Genomic DNA, 12,859 nt, shown 5'->3' on the forward strand with positions numbered 1-12,859 from the left:
AAACAAACTGTTCCTGCGGCGCTAACGCGGCAATTTGCATGGTCGCCGGTTATGCGCGAAAGACTCACTGCAAGCGCGGCATCAACGGGCGATATCAGGCGCTCGCCGATGCCTCGACTTCAAGCAACTGCGGATAGCGTTGCAGCACTTCTTCATACAGTTGCGTGATCACTTTTGACCCCGGCTCCAAGGTGCCGGCCGCTTCTCTTGCATCGAGTGCATCGAAGATCTTGTGCTTGAGAAAATGCCGCCATACCACCGGCGCGCGCGACAGAATGCCGGTCAGCACGTCGTAGCGCTCGCGCGTCCATTTCGCTTCGTACGCGTTGCGCTCCGCGCCATAGTCGAAGTGAGAGGCCGGCCGCCGCTGCGCGTCGGTATTCGCGGTGGCGCGCATATGCAGGGTCGCGGCTTTGTCGATGGCGATGGCGCCGGCTTCTGCGCCGAGTACCACGCCATACAACTCGCGCGCCTGATCGACGGACAGGTAACCGCGTCGAACGTCTTCGAGCACCTTCTGCACGTCTCGTTCGTACGGATCGCCATAGCCGCCGCCGCCGCAGCCTTCGAGACGGATCACATCGCCGGGGCCGCACATCACGAGATCGGTCACGCCGAGATCTTCTTCGCCGTCGGTGCCAGGGTTGCGGGTAAACCGCGATACGGCGCCCGCCTTGCCGCCCAGCACGCCCCATGAAGCGAAGCGCGAGCGGTCGCGATTGCGCGCCGTGACGAGCGTACCCGGCGACGACACGCGAAATTCCATCACCGTTCCAAGCCCGCCGCGATATTTGCCGGCGCCGGCGCTGCCAGGCACCACGCCATAGCGCGTGATGCGGATCGGCACTTCGGCTTCGTTGATTTCGACTGGCGTGTTGCGCAGGAACGCGACATTCGCACCCGATGCGTCCGAGCCGTCAGCCGACGCCATGCCGCCCGCGCCGCCGCCCACCGGTCCGATCGACGCGATCACCGTGCGGCCGTTGCGGTCGACGGTCTTCACGTTGAGAATCGACATGCCGCCCGCGGGACAGGCCGGCAGGCGCTCGGGGCACACCATCGAAAATGCGCCGAAGGTGACGTACTGTGCGACCTTCGCAGTCAGACTGCGCATGCCGACCGCGGCCGGCGGCACGCAGTTCATGATCGTGCCTTCAGGCAGGATGCAGCGCGCGACTTTCAGCATGCCCGCATTCAGCAGCAGATCGGGGTTCAGCGAATACAGCACGTAGTTGAGGCCAACGAGCGCGAGCACATGGCGCTCCTTGCCGCCCGTCGGCATATTCAGCGACGAACTCAGTTGCGGATCGCTGCCCGTGAAGTCGAACACAAGCGAGCCGTCCTTCACTGTCAGCGTCAGCGCAACACGCAACGGCTTGCCGTTGACGGAATCTTCGTCGGCGTACTCGGCGAAGAAGTACTCGCCATCGGGCATGCCGCGCACGATCGTGCGCGCCTGCTCCTCCGAATAGTCGAGCAGCGCGTCCATGCCGGCGCGAAACTGCTCGATGCCGAAGCGCTCGATGATTTCGAGCACACGCCGCTCGCCGGTCATCAGCATCGCGATCTGCGCCTTCAGGTCGCCGCGATTCTGCTCGGCTGCGCGCACGTTGATCGCCATGTGTTCGAGCAATGCTTCATCGAGCACGCCCGCGCGGACGATCTTGGTCGGCGCGAAACGAATGCCTTCCTGATAGATCTCGGTGAGCGTGCGCGACAGCGACGCGGGCACCGCGCCGCCCATATCGGTGTTGTGAATGTGCCCGCCGACATAGCAGACAATCTCGCCGCCGAAGAACACCGGTTTCCACATCATCACGTCGGGTGTATGAGTGGCGACGTAGCCGCTATACGCGTCGTTCGTCATGCAGATGTCGCCCGGCTCGTAGTGATCGATCATGTCGATCACCGCGCCGAAGTCGAGTCCAGGATACCAGGTCGCGCCCAGCGTTTTCGGCGATGCGAAAGTCAGGCCGCGCGTGTTCATCAGCGTGCAGGAGAAGTCTTCCGTCTCCTTCACGAACGCGGAGTGCGCGGTTCGCACGAGCGTGTACGCCATGCTTTCGGCGGCCGCGACGCAATAGTTCGCGAAGATCTGAAGGACGGATTTATCGAATGTCATGGTGTGTTTCCTGGATCGATCTATCGATCTATCAGACCGCTTCGAGAAAGAGGTTGCCGTATTCGTCCACGCGTCCGTCGAAACCCGGCAGCACGCATGTCGTCGTGTCGTCCTGCGCGACGATTGCGGGCCCGGCGAACCGGTGTCCCGCGAGCAGCGCGGAGCGCCGGTAAAGCGGGACGCGCCGCCACGCGCCGTCCAGATACACGTCGATCTCCGATTCCGCGCGCGGCGCACCCTCGCCTGTCGCGATGCGCGGCAGCGCGGGCTTCGGCGTGGGCGCGGTGATGACGAGCCGCAGCGCCACCACCTGAATCGGCGACTTCTCGTCGCTATGCCCGAAGAGGCGCGCGTGTTCGCGGTGAAACGCCTGCGCGATTGCTTCGATATCGCCGCCGGTGATCGCTTCCCGCGCGAGCGGCGTGTCGATTTCAAACGATTGCCCGCGATAGCGCATATCGGCCGATACGACGATGTCGGCGCTTGCGTCCGTCCCCGCCTCGCGAATCACCCATGCGCGCGCGTCGGCTTCCAGATGCGCGAGATCTTGCGCGAGCAAGGCGAGCGAAGCGCGGTTGAGCGGATAGTACGTCGTCCGAACAAAATCGTTTTTCGTATCGGCAATCAGGCCGCCCAGCGCGCTCAACACGCCCGGCGTGGTCGGCACCAGCAGATTGCGCACGTTCAGCGCGCGCGCAAGAAAGCAGCCGAGCATCGGCCCCGCGCCGCCGAACGGCATCAGCGCGAACGTGCGCGGGTCGATGCCGAAACGCGAACTGAGCCGGCTCACGCCCGCATACATGCCGGAGATCGACACCTCGATGATGGCCGCGGCCGTCTGATAGATGTCGAGACCCAGACGCCGGGCGAGCGGTTCGATTGCCCGCCGCGACGCGTCCACGTCGACCTTCACCGCGTTGTAGCCGAGCGCGGCGCTGCCGAGCACGCCGATCACGGCGAACGCATCGGTGATTGTGGGGCGCGTGCCGCCACGGCCGTAACACACTGGCCCAGGGCTCGATCCCGCGCTTTCGGGCCCGACCTTCAGCACGCCGAATTCGTCGACCCACGCAATCGAACCACCGCCGTCGCCGACCGACGACACCGACACGGACGGAATATGAATCTGGAATTCGCCGATGTATTCGCCGGTCGCGTACTGCGGCTGGCCATCCACGATCAGCGCGATATCCGCTGTGGTTCCGCCGATGTCGAGGCTCATGCAATCTTTCACGTTGCAGAGTCTCGCGAGATACGCCGCGCCGATCACGCCCGACGCGGTGCCGGACAGAATCATCTGCACGCAGTTCTGTTTGCCGTGCTCGGCGCTCATCACGCCGCCGTTCGATTTCGTGACTTTCAGATCGGCCGCGACGCCGCTTTCCGCCAGCGCCGCCTGCAACTGCGTCAGATAGTTGGACACGCGCGGCTGCACATAGCCGCCGATAGTCGCCGTCACCGTGCGCTCGTACTCGCGGATGATGGGCCAGACCTCATGCGAGCACGATACGAAAAAGCCCGGCAGAGTGGCCTCGATAATTGCTTTCACCTGCTGTTCGTGCGCCGGGTTGCGATACGAATGCAGCAGCGACACCACCACGCCTTCGCAGCCCGCCGCCTGCAAGCCGCGTATCGCATCGAGCACGCTTTGTTCATCGACCGGTGTCTCTTCTTCGCCGTCAGCGCCGAGTCGCCCGATGACACCGAACACGCGGTCGCGCGGAATGAGCGGCGCGGGACGGCTCGACATCAGGTGATACATATCGGGGATCTTCAGGCGCGCGATGTCGAGCACGTCTTCGAAATTGCGCGTGGTGATGAGGCCGAGTTTCAGTCCGCGGCGCTGTACCACCGCATTCACGCCGACCGTCGTGCCGTGCGTGAAATAGCTGACATCGTGCGGCTCGATGCCGTAGCGCTCGCGCAGTCCTTCTACGCCGGCCAGCACTTCGCTGCCCGGGCTGTCCGGGCGCGAAAACACCTTTAGCGTGCGGATGCTGCGCGTGTCCTCGTCAAGCACCGCGAAGTCGGTGAAAGATCCACCGATATCGACTCCGATTCTCAAGCCCATTGTCGTGCCCTTGCCTGTGTTAAATGGTATGCGCCAAGCGATGTGCGGCCGTTCATGCGTGCCGCCTGCGTTTGTCGATGACGTCGCGAATCTGGTAGTAACTGCCGAGCGCGGGCATGAACCACGGCTTGCCGCTATAAAGCGGATGCGTGACCATCGGCGTGCCGTAGGCGCTTGTCTCGGGCGCTTGCCCTTCGGCGATCAGCCGCGCGACCTTGTAGCCGAGGTAGGTCATCATCACGACGCCGCTGCCGTTGCAGCCGAGCGCGTAGTAAATGCCATCGGCGGTGCGGCCCAGATGCGGGAGAAAATCGAGCGTGAGCGCCACGGTGCCGCCCCAGCTATACGCGACCTTCACATCGGCCATCTGCGGAAAGCGCTCGACCATCTGCGCGTGCAGGACCGCAGCCGACTGGCGGCGATCGAGGTGATAAAAGCGCGCGCGGCCGCCGAACAGCAGGCGTTTGCCATCCGGCGAATAGCGGTAGTAATTGACGACACGCCGTGTCTCGGAGATGCCGCGACGCTTCGGTATCAGCGAGGCGCGCAGGTCGGCCGGCAATTCCTCGGTGGCAATCTGGTGCGACACGACCGGCACCACGCGACGCTGCAAATCGGGCATCGACGAACCGGTGTAGCCGTTCGTGCAGATCACCACATGCCGGCTCGTGAGCACGCCGCGCGACGTTTCCACCCGGTATTGAGCGCCGCTTCGCGCTATGCTTCGAACCGCCGCGCGGCTGCATACCGTCACGCCCGCGCCACGCGCCGCGGCGAGCAAACCGGCGAACATCATCGACGGATGAACCTGGCCCGCGCGTTCGATCAGCACGCCGCCCGCATAGATGTCGCTCGCCAGTTCGCCGCGTAATTCGTCGCGCGACAGCATGCGTGCGCCGGCGCGCGCATAGGCGTTCAGATTGACGATGCGCTTGCGCCACGCGGCCATGTGCGCATCGGTCCACATTGCGTTGATGCGCCCTGCCTTGACGTAGCTGCATTCAATCGCGTTGTCGCGCAGAATGTTTTCAAACACTTCGTATGACACGGACGCTTCGCCGAGCAGCCTTCTCTGCCGTTCTTCGGATACCGAACTATCCAGCTTCTTGCCCGACGGCGCCTTGCCGACGTTCACGCCTCCCGATACCTGGCCACCGCTTAGCGTGCTGGCGCCGATGCCCGGCACGTCCGCTTCGAGCACCGCCACGCGCAAGCCCTGCTTCGCGAGTTCGAGCGCGCACGACAAGCCCGCATAACCGGCGCCGACAATCGCCACGTCCGCGTCGCGAGGCACGTCCGACATCAGTTCGTCATGAGGACGCCAGTCTTGCCACCAGTACGGCGTGTCGGTGAAATCGGAAGAGAAAACCTGCTTGCGCGTGGACACGGTCGAGTCCCTGGTTGAGTTGAAGAGCCCCGCTCGCGAGGCAAGCGAGGGCGTGAAAACAGGCGGCTACTGCACAGACAATGCGTCGCTAACATCGTCCAGCGCATGGCGCGCGATCGCGACAATTTCGTCGATGTCCGCGCGCGTGGCGACAAGCGGCGGCGCAAAGCCGACGATGTCGTTGGTGCCGAGCGCACGCACGATCAAACCGCGCGCAAGCGCTGCCTGCGCTACCCGCTGGCTCGCCTTCGCCGCGGCCGGAAACGGGCGGCGCTCGCTCTTGCCGGCCATCAGTTCGAGCGCGGCGAGCATGCCCACGCCTCTGACATTGCCGACGAGCGGATGCGCGTCGAACGCCTCATGCAAACGCGCCTGGAAATAAGCGCCAACCTGCGCTGCGTTGTTCACGAGCTGCTCGCGCTCGATGATGTCGAGATTCGTCAACGCCGCCGCCGCGCACACCGGATGGCCCGAATAGGTCCAGCCGTGATTCATCGCGCCCTGCTCACGCGAGCCGCGCTCGATCACATCCCACACGCGCTCGCTGACGATCACACCCGACAGCGGTAGATACCCGCTCGTCAGGCCCTTCGCCACCGACATCAGATCCGGCTCGAGACCGTAGTGCTCGCTGCCCGTGCGCGAACCGAGCCGGCCGAAACCGCACACCACTTCATCGACGGCGAAGAGAATGTCGTGACGCCTGAGCACCGCCTGAATCGCGGGCCAATAACCTGATGGTGGCGGCACGATGCCGCCCGAGCCCATCACCGGCTCGCCGAAAAATGCGGCGATCGTGTCGGCGCCTTCACGCGCGATCAGTTGCTCCAGGTGCTCGACGCAATCCGCGACGAACTCCGCTTCGCTCGCGCCGGGACGTGCATCGCGATAGAAGTCGGGACTAGCCGTGTGCAGCACTTCGCGCATCGGCAGATCGAAACCGGCGTGAAACTTGGGCTGCCCCGTGAGACTGCCGGTCGCGATGCCCGAGCCGTGATAACTGCGCTGCCGCGCGATGATCTTTTTCTTGCGCGGCCGCCCCAGCACGTTGTTGTAGTACCAGGCGAGCTTGATCTGCGTTTCGTTCGCGTCCGAGCCCGACATGCCGTAGAACACTTTCTTCATGCCGGGCGGCGCCCACTCTTCGATCAGGCGCCGCGACAGTTCGACAGCGGGGTCGTTCGAGAAGCCCGCATACGTGTGATAGAACGACAACTCGCGCGTCTGCGCGGCGATGGCGTCGGCCATTTCCTCGCGTCCATAGCCGATGTTCACGCAGTAGAGTCCTGCGAACGCGTCGATGTACGAGCGTCCCGCGTGATCCTCGATGCGAATCCCTTTCGCCCGCGAGATGAGGCGCGCATCGAGTTGACCCGACGCATGATCCGACGCATGCGTGCCGGGATGCATCAGATGCCGCCGGTCGGTTTCGAGCGTCAGTTCGCCATGCGTGCGCATCGCGGGGTTCATGGCGGGGTTCATGGCGGGGTTCATCGCGGGGTTCATGGCGGGGTTCATGGCGGTGTCGATGAAGTTCATGGTTTGTCCGCCGCTGATGAATGCGCAGGTGCGTCCCACTCGGGATGCCACGCGGGCTTGCTCACGCGGCCGTCGGCGCGAGCAAGCGCGCCGATGCGCGCCATTGCGCCCGCATCGAGTTCGAAATCGAAGACGGCCAGGTTTTCGCCGATGCGCAGCGGATTCGACGACTTGGGAATCGCCGCCACGCCAGGCTGCTGCACGAGCCAGCGCAAGATGATCTGAGCCGGCTTGCGCCCGTATTCGCGTGCGATGTCCGCGATGACCGGATCGGCGAGCAGCTTGCCGCTGCCAAGCGGCGTATGCGCAATGAGCGCCATGCGATGCCGCCGGCACGCGTCGAGCACGCGCGTCTGATCGAGATACGGGTGGTATTCGCACTGATTGGCGGCCAATGGCACAGAAGCAAGCGCGACCGCGCGATCGAGCAGCGCGGCCGGAAAGTTCGATACGCCGATATGCCGCGTCAAGCCGCTGCGCTGCGCGTCGCAGAGCGCGCCGATGGTCTCTTCGAGCGGCACATCCGGATTGGGCCAATGCACCAGCAGCAGATCGACGTGATCGAGCCCGAGCCGCGCGACGCTCGCCTCGGCGGCACGCCTGAAATCCGCCGCGCGCAATTCTGTGTGCCACACCTTGGTCGTGACGAACACTTCGTCGCGCGGCAAACCGCTCGCCGCGAGCGCCTGCCCGACCGCCTGCTCGTTCTCGTAACGCGCCGCCGTGTCGATATGGCGATAGCCCGCTGCGAGCGCCGCGCGCACCGCTTGCACCCCTTCGTCATGGGTGGAGCGCCAGGTGCCGAGGCCGATGGCGGGCAAGCGCGCGCCGTGCGCTTCGATAACCGGCGCAGCGCCGGGCGGCTGAAAAGAGAGTCCCATTGCCTTAATCGTTCTCCAATGCTTTGCAACTCTAAGAGAGGTGTGCCACAATACGGCACGGCGTGCCACGAACAGTGCACGAAAAGTAACACGCGCTTTTTTGCGTTGCAAGCGCAGCGTGGGCGCTCGCCCGTCGCCGTCGCTCATCGGAGACCTGCATGAAAAGTTTGTTGAAGAGCCTCGAGATTCTCGAAGCTGTGTCGAAGAACCAGCCGGTCAGCGTCGGCGTGCTGGCGCGCCTGCTCGATATGCCGAAGTCGAGCGTGCAGCGCGCGCTGCTGACGTTTCACGAGGCGGGCTGGCTTCGCCAGACGAGCGGCGACCTGACACGCTGGGAAGTGGGTCCGCGAATCCTCGGCGTGCGGCCTGCCGCGCTGCGCGGCGGTGCGCTGTATGCGGCCGCGCGCGGGCCGATGCGCGAGTTGCGCGATTTGACCAACGAGACAGTTCATCTGTCGGTGCCGGACAGCACCAACTCAATGGTCCTGATCGATCGTGAAGACTGTACGCAGACGGTGCGCACCTTTAGTCCGATTGGCGATCTGAGTCCGTTTCATGCGACCGCGACGGGCCTGGCGGTACTGGCGTACATGACGGAAGCCGACGCCGACGAAATCCTGAGCCGCGATCTGCCGAAGTTCAGTGACACCACGCCATCCGATCCGGCCGAGATACGTCTCGAACTCGAGCGCATCCGGCAACGCGGCTATTCGGTGAATCTCTCGCAGTATCGTCCCGCAGTGTGCGCGATTGGTGCGCCGGTCATCGACTCGGACGGCGCGCCGGCGGCGAGCATCTGCATCTCGATGCCGGAATCGCGCTATGACCCGGCACGTCTTGAAGAATGGGGGAACGCGGTGGCGAAGGCCGCTGCTGCGATTGGGGTGTAGCAGCCGGGCGGCATGCGGATTTCACCCGTTATTTTTTGCGGATATCAGGTTCAGCTATCGCGCGCTCGAACGCTTCCCGCATCGCGCCGCAAAACGTCTCTGCCACGAGCGATAACGGCCGTGACCCATTGGTCACGAGATAAAAATGATCCGGCACGGCGGGCGTGAACGGCCTGACGGCCACACGCTGCCGCGCAAATGCAGCGGTGACCGGATCGATCAGCGCGACGCCCGCGCCATTCGCGACGAGCGCCACGATGGCTTGCGAGAGTTGCGCCTCGATCACGAGATCGCGCGCGACGCCTGCATCGACGAAAACGCGGTCAATCGCGCTGCGTGCATCGAAACTCTGCGGAAACGACACGAAGCGCTCGCCGCGTAAATCCGCAGGAGTCAGCGACGCCTTGCGCGCCAGCCGATGCCCGCGCGGCACGATGCAGCGCATGACCGCATTCGCCAGGCGTTCGCTCCGAACGGCCGGATGCGGAATCGGCTCCGCGATCACGCCGACATCGCACTGCCCGGACGCGACTTTCTCGACGACCGTCGTCGCGCTATGCGTAAGCAGACTGATGTCGATACCCGCATGCCGCTCCACGAACCGCGCGATCACCGCAGGCAGCAAATCGAGCGCCACGGCGGGCGAGCCTGCCACGCGCAACGAGCCGCGCCGCATCGCGCGTATCTGCCGCGCCGCCTGCGAGATGCGGTCCATGCCGACGAACGCGCGCTCCACTTCCTCGGACAACACGCGCGCTTCCGCCGTGGGCGTGAGCCGCCCCTGCTGACGATCGAACAGCACGAAGCCGACGCGGCTTTCCAGATCGGCGATAAGACGGCTCACCGCGGGTTGCGAGATATGCAGCGACTCGGCGGCGCGGGTGACGGTGTGCCGAAGCATGACGGCGCGAAAGGCCTCGATCTGGCGAATCTTGAGTTCGGATGTGTCCATAACATTGGATTATAGATGACCGACAAACTGGCATTTGACGCAGTTTTTTGCAGCGCCCAAACTTCGGTCTCGACTCGTAAAAACAGGCAGGAAACGCATTTCATGCAGCATAAGCTGGCTCATAACACGGCACGCCGCTTCGACATCGTGGTCGCGGGCGGAGGACTCGTCGGCATGGCCATCGCCTATGGGCTCGTCCGTGCAGGCAAACGCGTAGCCGTATGCGACGGCGCGGACTCCGCGCATCGTGCGGCACGCGGCAATTTCGGGCTCGTCTGGGTACAAGGCAAGGGCGGCCGGTGCCTGCCCTACGCGCAGTGGTCGCGTGAATCGTCCGAGCGCTGGGGCGCGTTCGCCGCGCAATTGCAGCGCAAGACCGGCGTCGATGCGGGCTTCGAGCGCCCAGGCGGCATCGAGTTGTGCGAAACCATCGAGCAGCTCGAGGCGGGCCGGCAGTTGCTGGAATCGATTCGCTTGCGCGACGCGTCGCTCACTTATGAGGTGCTCGATATCCATGCGCTGAAGGCGCGCGTGCCCTCGGCATCGGACAAACTGGCGGGCGCGCTGTACTCGCCGCATGACGGACACGCGAGCCCGCTCTATACGTTGCGCGCGATGCAGCAGGCCTTCGCGCTCGCGGGCGGCACGTATCTGCCGCACCATGAAGTGCGTGAAATCCGCCCATATGTGGGCCGCTTCGAAATCGATACGCCGCACGGCACGCTGGAAGCCGAACGCGTCGTGCTCGCCGCGGGCCTCGACAACCAGCGCCTGGCGCCAATGGTCGGCATGCTCGCGCCAATCACGCCCCTGCGCGGTCAGATCATGGTGACGGAGCGGCTCGCGCCGTTTCTCGACTATCCGACGCTGGTCGTGCGGCAGACGCCCGAAGGCTCGGTGCTACTCGGCGATTCTGCCGAAGCCGTCGGCTTCGACGACGGCCAGACGCGCGCCGTCATGGCCGATATCGCGCGCCGCGCACGCACCGCATTTCCGGTGCTCGGGCATGCGCGCATCGTGCGCGCGTGGGGCGCGCTTCGCATCATGACGCCCGACGGCCTGCCGGTCTACGAGGAATCGTCCACGCATCCCGGCGCGTTCCTCGCCATCTGCCATAGCGGCGTGACGCTCGCCGCCGCCCATGCCGACGTGATCGCGCCGTGGATCGCGGGCAGCGCGCGACCTTCAATACTTGATCCCTTCGTCGCCACGCGTTTTTCGAATTCGACCGATGCCCACGTACTTTGAATCTCTCGTCACCTTGCCGGCGCCCACGGTGCGCGTCGATATCGACGGCACGCACCGGCATGTGCCGCAGCACTACACGGTCGCCGCGGCGTTGCTCGAAAGCGGCGCGCTCGCCTGCCGGACCACGCCCGTCAGCGGCGCCCCGCGCGGACCGTTCTGCATGATGGGCGTGTGCTTCGACTGTCTCGTCGAAATCGACGGCGTGCCGAACGTGCAGGCGTGCATGACGCGCGTCTGCGACGGCATGCGGGTCCGCGCGATGTCCGGTAAAGCGAGGCTCGCATGATGCAGCCTCCAGTGCAATCGACGTGCGATCTGCTGATCATCGGCGCGGGACCGGCGGGCATGTCGGCGGCGATCGCTTCGCGCCGTGCGGGTCTCGATGTGATCGTCGCGGACGAAGGCGAGGCGCCCGGCGGACAGATTTATCGCAACGCCGCGCAGTCTCCGCTGAGCGATGCACACGTGCTCGGCGACGAGTATCTCGGCGGACGCACGCTGATCGCGGCTTTCGATGCCAGCGGCGCGAAGCATCTGGCGCGCTGCGTCGTATGGCAGATCGCGTTTGAAAACGGCCGCGCCGTCGCGATGCTCACGCGCCGCGCGCAAGGTGCACAAGGTGCGCAACCTGGCGGCACGCTCGACATCTCGGCGCGCGCGGTGCTCGTCGCGACGGGCGCGCAGGAGCGTCCGTGGCCGGTGCGCGGCTGGACGCTGCCGGGCGTGATGGGTATCGGTGCGGCGCAAACGCTGCTCAAGTCGTCGGGACTCGCGCCATCGCAAGACGCCGTGCTTGCCGGTTGCGGACCGCTGCTGTGGTTGTTCGCATCGCAGTTGCTGAATGCGGGACGCCGTGTGCGCGCCATCATCGATACGACGCCGCGCGATGCGTGGCGCGCCGCCTTGCCTTATGCGCTGCCCGCGCTTGCAGGCGCCGATTATCTGCTGAAGGGTCTGCGCATGATGCGCGCGGTAAAGCGCGCGGGCATCCCCATTTATCGCGGCGCAAGTGCGTTCTCGATCGAAGGCGAAGAGCGCGCCGAACGCGTGCATTTCGCCGACGAACACAGCACGCATCGTTCGATCGACACGTCGCTCGTGCTGCTGCATCAGGGCGTGATTCCGTCGACGCAACTGCCCCGCTCGCTCGGTTGCGAGCACGAATGGGATGCGTCGTCGGCCTGCTGGCGCCCTCGCACCGATGCGCACGGACGCAGCACGGTCGGGCACATATGGATCGCGGGCGACGGCGCGGGCATCGGCGGCGCGAAAGCGGCTGCGCACGCGGGCACGCTTGCGGCACTCGATATCTCACGCGAACTCGGCGCGCTCGATGCCGCGTCGCGCGATGCACGCGGCCGTCGCTCGCGGCTCGCGATGAAACGGCATCTCGCCGTGCGCCCGCTGCTCGACGCGCTCTACACGCCGCCTGCCGCGCTACGCCGTCCCGCCGACGACGTCATCGTGTGCCGTTGCGAGGAAGTCACGGCGGGCGAGATTCGCGCGATCGCGGCAATCGGCTGTCAGGGGCCGAACCAGATGAAGGCGTTTTCACGCTGCGGCATGGGTCCGTGTCAGGGCCGATGGTGTGGCGCGACGGTCGGCGAACTCATCGCGCAGGTGCAGGAACGCGCGGTCGGCGACGTCGGCTACTACCGCATTCGCGCGCCGATCAAACCCGTTACGGTCGACGAGATCGCCGACTCCATCGCGCTCGGCGACGACTTCACTCGCGGCGAATTTCCCAGTTGATCCCATCCATCGCAGAC

10 protein-coding genes are annotated in these 12,859 nt (G+C 65.1%); 4 read left to right on the plus strand and 6 right to left on the minus strand.

Annotated elements, in window-relative coordinates; all coding sequences use genetic code 11:
- Positions 1–94: 94 nt before the first annotated feature.
- The 5 genes from P0D87_RS01855 to P0D87_RS01875 form a co-directional block, all read right to left on the minus strand.
- A complete protein-coding gene (locus P0D87_RS01855; protein ID WP_053857959.1) occupies positions 95–2,122 on the minus strand; it encodes a hydantoinase B/oxoprolinase family protein in 2,028 nt (675 codons plus the stop codon).
- Positions 2,123–2,153: 31 nt separating this feature from the next.
- Entirely contained in the window at positions 2,154–4,193 is a 2,040-nt protein-coding gene (locus tag P0D87_RS01860) for a hydantoinase/oxoprolinase family protein (protein ID WP_053857958.1), read from the minus strand.
- 52 nt (positions 4,194–4,245) lie between these two features.
- Positions 4,246–5,580 carry an NAD(P)/FAD-dependent oxidoreductase gene (locus P0D87_RS01865; RefSeq protein ID WP_053857957.1) on the minus strand — a complete coding sequence of 445 codons (1,335 nt, stop codon included), beginning with the start codon at positions 5,578–5,580 and terminating at the stop codon, positions 4,246–4,248.
- A 66-nt stretch (positions 5,581–5,646) separates the two neighbouring features.
- Entirely contained in the window at positions 5,647–7,119 is a 1,473-nt protein-coding gene (locus P0D87_RS01870; RefSeq protein WP_408636712.1) for an aminotransferase, read from the minus strand.
- Positions 7,116–8,000, minus strand: a complete 885-nt coding sequence (locus P0D87_RS01875; protein ID WP_053857956.1) for an aldo/keto reductase — start codon at positions 7,998–8,000, stop codon at positions 7,116–7,118. The genes P0D87_RS01870 and P0D87_RS01875 overlap by 4 nt, the downstream gene beginning before the upstream one ends.
- A gap of 158 nt (positions 8,001–8,158) precedes the next feature.
- Here P0D87_RS01875 and P0D87_RS01880 point away from each other — a divergent pair, with 158 nt between their 5' ends.
- Positions 8,159–8,890: an IclR family transcriptional regulator gene (locus P0D87_RS01880; protein ID WP_029969294.1), complete on the plus strand. Its 732-nt coding sequence runs from the start codon at positions 8,159–8,161 to the stop codon at positions 8,888–8,890.
- A gap of 28 nt (positions 8,891–8,918) precedes the next feature.
- On the opposite strand, the gene P0D87_RS01885 is transcribed toward P0D87_RS01880, so the two are convergent.
- Positions 8,919–9,842, minus strand: coding sequence for a LysR substrate-binding domain-containing protein (locus tag P0D87_RS01885; protein ID WP_053857955.1), 924 nt, complete (start codon positions 9,840–9,842; stop codon positions 8,919–8,921).
- Positions 9,843–9,944: 102 nt separating this feature from the next.
- Here P0D87_RS01885 and P0D87_RS01890 point away from each other — a divergent pair, with 102 nt between their 5' ends.
- From P0D87_RS01890 to P0D87_RS01900, 3 genes are read left to right on the plus strand one after another with little or no spacing between them, the layout of a single operon-like run.
- Positions 9,945–11,090: an NAD(P)/FAD-dependent oxidoreductase gene (locus P0D87_RS01890; protein ID WP_053857954.1), complete on the plus strand. Its 1,146-nt coding sequence runs from the start codon at positions 9,945–9,947 to the stop codon at positions 11,088–11,090.
- Entirely contained in the window at positions 11,074–11,376 is a 303-nt protein-coding gene (locus P0D87_RS01895) for a (2Fe-2S)-binding protein (RefSeq protein WP_053857953.1), read from the plus strand. The genes P0D87_RS01890 and P0D87_RS01895 overlap by 17 nt, the downstream gene beginning before the upstream one ends.
- A complete protein-coding gene (locus P0D87_RS01900) occupies positions 11,373–12,842 on the plus strand; it encodes an NAD(P)/FAD-dependent oxidoreductase (protein WP_053857952.1) in 1,470 nt (489 codons plus the stop codon). Before P0D87_RS01895 ends, P0D87_RS01900 begins: the two co-directional genes overlap by 4 nt.
- Positions 12,843–12,859: the final 17 nt, after the last annotated feature.

Origin of the sequence: Paraburkholderia sp. RL17-368-BIF-A (assembly GCF_046054045.1) — a bacterium.
GTDB lineage: Bacteria > Pseudomonadota > Gammaproteobacteria > Burkholderiales > Burkholderiaceae > Paraburkholderia > Paraburkholderia graminis.

Coding starts and splice junctions, on each gene's coding strand:
- P0D87_RS01875 (WP_053857956.1), bottom strand. CDS start 8,000: ATGGGACTCTCTTTTCAGCCGCCCGGCGCTGCGCCGGTTATCGAAGCG.
- P0D87_RS01900 (WP_053857952.1), top strand. CDS start 11,373: ATGATGCAGCCTCCAGTGCAATCGACGTGCGATCTGCTGATCATCGGC.
- P0D87_RS01855 (WP_053857959.1), bottom strand. CDS start 2,122: ATGACATTCGATAAATCCGTCCTTCAGATCTTCGCGAACTATTGCGTC.
- P0D87_RS01870 (WP_408636712.1), bottom strand. CDS start 7,119: ATGAACTTCATCGACACCGCCATGAACCCCGCCATGAACCCCGCGATG.
- P0D87_RS01885 (WP_053857955.1), bottom strand. CDS start 9,842: ATGGACACATCCGAACTCAAGATTCGCCAGATCGAGGCCTTTCGCGCC.
- P0D87_RS01890 (WP_053857954.1), top strand. CDS start 9,945: ATGCAGCATAAGCTGGCTCATAACACGGCACGCCGCTTCGACATCGTG.
- P0D87_RS01860 (WP_053857958.1), bottom strand. CDS start 4,193: ATGGGCTTGAGAATCGGAGTCGATATCGGTGGATCTTTCACCGACTTC.
- P0D87_RS01895 (WP_053857953.1), top strand. CDS start 11,074: ATGCCCACGTACTTTGAATCTCTCGTCACCTTGCCGGCGCCCACGGTG.
- P0D87_RS01880 (WP_029969294.1), top strand. CDS start 8,159: ATGAAAAGTTTGTTGAAGAGCCTCGAGATTCTCGAAGCTGTGTCGAAG.